Source organism: uncultured Aquincola sp., assembly GCF_964001545.1.
Lineage (GTDB): Bacteria > Pseudomonadota > Gammaproteobacteria > Burkholderiales > Burkholderiaceae_C > Aquincola.
On the sequence record NZ_CAXFDV010000379.1, the window covers coordinates 1 to 2,995 of the forward strand.

Consider the following 2,995-nt stretch of genomic DNA (forward strand, 5'->3'; position numbering starts at 1 on the left):
CCAGCACGACCTCAAGGGCCTGCTGGCCTACTCCACCATCAGCCACCTGGGGCTGATCACCTTCCTCATCGGCCTGGGCTCGCCGCTGTCGGCGGTGGCCGCGGTGTTCCACATCCTCAACCACGCCACCTTCAAGGCGGCCCTCTTCATGACGGCCGGCATCGTCGACCACGAGGCCGGCACCCGCGACCTGCGGCGGCTGGGCGGCCTGTGGCGCTGGATGCCCTGGACCGCCTCGCTGGCGATGGTGGCGGCTGCGGCCATGGCGGGCGTGCCGCCGGCCAACGGCTTCTTGTCCAAGGAGATGTTCCTGACCGAGGCGCTGGCCGCCGGCGGCGCCTGGGTGGCGGCCGCGGCGACGCTGGGCAGCGTGTTTTCCGTCGCCTATTCGGTGCGGCTGGTGCATGCGGTGTTCTTCGGGCCGGCCGCCACCGACCTGCCGAATGCCCAGGTGCATGAGCCGCCGGTGCCGATGAAGGCCCCGGTGGCGCTGCTGGTGCTGCTGTGCTTGCTGGTGGGCCTGATGCCGGCACTGGTGGCCGGGCCGCTGGTGTGGGTGGCTGCGGCCGCGGTGCTGCATGCGCCGCCGCCCGAGCACCACCTGGCGCTGTGGCATGGCTTCAACCTGCCGCTGTTGATGAGCGCCATCGCGCTGGTGGGCGGCGTGGCGCTGTATGCCCTGCTGCAGCGGCGCTTCGACCTGCCGGGCTACCGGCCGCGGGCCTGGGGTGGCGCGCGTGCCTTCCACGCGATCATGGACGGGCTGCTGCGCGGCGCCGGGCGGCTCACCGCCTTCACCGAAAACGGCTCGCTGCAACGCTACATGGCCTGGCTGCTGGGCGCGGCCGTGGTGGTGGTGGCGTGGGCGCTCACCGGGGCGGCGGGGCAGGGCCTGGCCACCGGCCCGCGCCCAGGCTTGCCGGCCACGCCGCTGGCCTGGGTGCTGTGGGCGCTGCTGATCGCCACTGGCGGTGCGTTGCTGGCGCTGCACCGGCACCGCTTCATCGCGGTGGGGCTGGTGGGTGCGGTGGGGCTGGTCACGGCCATCACCTTCGAATCGCTGTCGGCGCCCGATCTGGCGCTGACGCAGCTGGCGGTGGAGGTGGTGTCCACCGTGCTGTTGCTGATGGGCCTGGCCCTGCTGCCGGCCACCACGCCGCGTGAATCCAGCGTGCTGCGCCGCAGCCGCGATGCCTTGCTGGCCGCAGCCGGCGGCGGCGGCATGGCCTGGCTGGCCTGGCTGGTGCTCACCCGTGACCATGACTCGATCTCGTGGTTCTTCGCCGAACAGTCGGTGCCCGGTGGCGGCGGCACCAACGCGGTCAACGTGATCCTGGTGGACTTCCGCGGCTACGACACCTTCGGCGAGATCACGGTGCTGGGCATCGCCGCGGTCGGCGCGCTGGCGCTGCTGGAGGGCATGCGGGCACGCCGACCCAAGACCGACGCTTCCGGCCGCGCCTGGTCGTTCGCCCACCCGCCGCTGATGCTGCAGGTGGCGGCGCGGCTGGTGCTGGTGCTGGCACTGGCCGTCTCGGCCTACATCTTCTGGCGCGGCCACAACCTGCCGGGTGGCGGCTTCGTGGCCGGGCTGGTGACGGCGGCGGCGCTGCTGCTGCAGTACATGGCCCGTGGCCAGGACGAGGCCGAAGCCCGCCTGGGTGGCCACACCGACAGCCGCTACACCCGCTGGATCGCCAGCGGTCTGGGCATCGCCGCGCTCACCGGCGTGGGCGCCTTCTTGTTCGGCCAGCCCTTCCTGACCAGTGCCCACGGCCACCCCACCGTGCCGCTGCTGGGCGAGTTGCCGCTGGCCACGGCGGCGCTGTTCGACCTGGGCGTGTACGCCACCGTGGTGGGCGCCACCACCTTGATGCTCAGCGCGCTGGGCCATGCTTCCAAACAAGGAACTGCTGCATGACGATCGAAGCCTTGATGGCCACCGGCATCGGCTGGGTGACGGCCTGCGGCCTGTACCTGATGCTGCGCGGCCGCAGTTTTCCGGTGGTGCTGGGCCTCACCTTGCTGGGCTATGCGGTCAACGTGTTCATCTTCGCGATGGGCCGCCTGGCCATCGGCGTGCCGCCCATCCTGCGTGAGGGCGTGGCGATCGCCGACCCGCTGCCGCAGGCGCTGGTGCTCACCGCCATCGTCATCGGCTTTGCCACCACCGGCTTCGTCATCGAGATGGCGCTGCGCAGCCGCGATGCCTCGGGCAGCGACCATGTGGACGGCCAGGAGCCGCGCGCATGACGGGCCTGTGGAACCACCTGCCGGTGCTGCCCGTGCTGCTGCCGCTGGCCACCGCCGTGGCCCTGCTGGCGCTGGGCGATGGCGGCGGTGCCGATGCCGGTGCCCACGGCAACCGGGTGCTGCGGCGGGCGCGCTGGCTGTCGCTGATCTCGGTGCTGGCCGGCCTGGCGGTGGCGGTGGCGCTGCTGCTGCGCGCGGCCGACGGCACGCTCACGGTCTACCGGCTGGGCGCCTGGCCGGCGCCCTTCGGCATCGCGCTGGTGGTCGACCGGCTGTCGGCCATGATGCTGGTGCTGGTGCAGGTGGTCGCGCTGCCCGCACTTGTCTATGCAAGTGGCGGCTGGGATGCGCATGGCCGCCACTTCCACGCCTTGTTCCAGTTCCAGCTGATGGGCCTGGCCGGCGCCTTCGTCACCGGCGACCTGTTCAACCTGTTCGTGTTCTTCGAGGTGCTGCTGATCGCCTCCTATGTGTTGATGGTGCATGGCCACGGCCGGCAGCGGCTGCGCTTTGGCGTGCCCTACGTGGTGCTGAACCTGGCGGCCTCTGCGCTGTTCCTGGTGGGCATGGCGCTGGTGTATGCCTTCACCGGCACGCTCAACCTGGCCGACCTGGCGCTGCGGGTGCCGCAGGTGCCGGCCCCTGATGCGGCGGTGCTGCAGGCCGGGGCCATGCTGCTGCTGGTGGTGTTCGGCTTCAAGGCGGCGCTGCTGCCGCTGCACCTGTGGCTGCCCAACACCTA

At 71.7% G+C, this 2,995-nt stretch carries 3 protein-coding genes; all 3 read left to right on the forward strand.

All coding sequences use genetic code 11. The annotated features are described in order from the left end of the window. Window positions 1-1,921, forward strand: a 1,921-nt coding sequence (gene mbhE / locus ABNT58_RS13005; protein WP_348753897.1) for a hydrogen gas-evolving membrane-bound hydrogenase subunit E, incomplete at its 5' end; no start/stop codon positions are given. Beyond that, window positions 1,918-2,253, forward strand: a complete 336-nt coding sequence (locus tag ABNT58_RS13010) for a Na+/H+ antiporter subunit C (RefSeq protein ID WP_348753898.1) — start codon at window positions 1,918-1,920, stop codon at window positions 2,251-2,253. The genes mbhE and ABNT58_RS13010, both read left to right, overlap by 4 nt. Beyond that, window positions 2,250-2,995: proton-conducting transporter membrane subunit (locus ABNT58_RS13015; protein WP_348753899.1), on the forward strand; the 746-nt coding region annotated here is incomplete at its 3' end. The genes ABNT58_RS13010 and ABNT58_RS13015, both read left to right, overlap by 4 nt.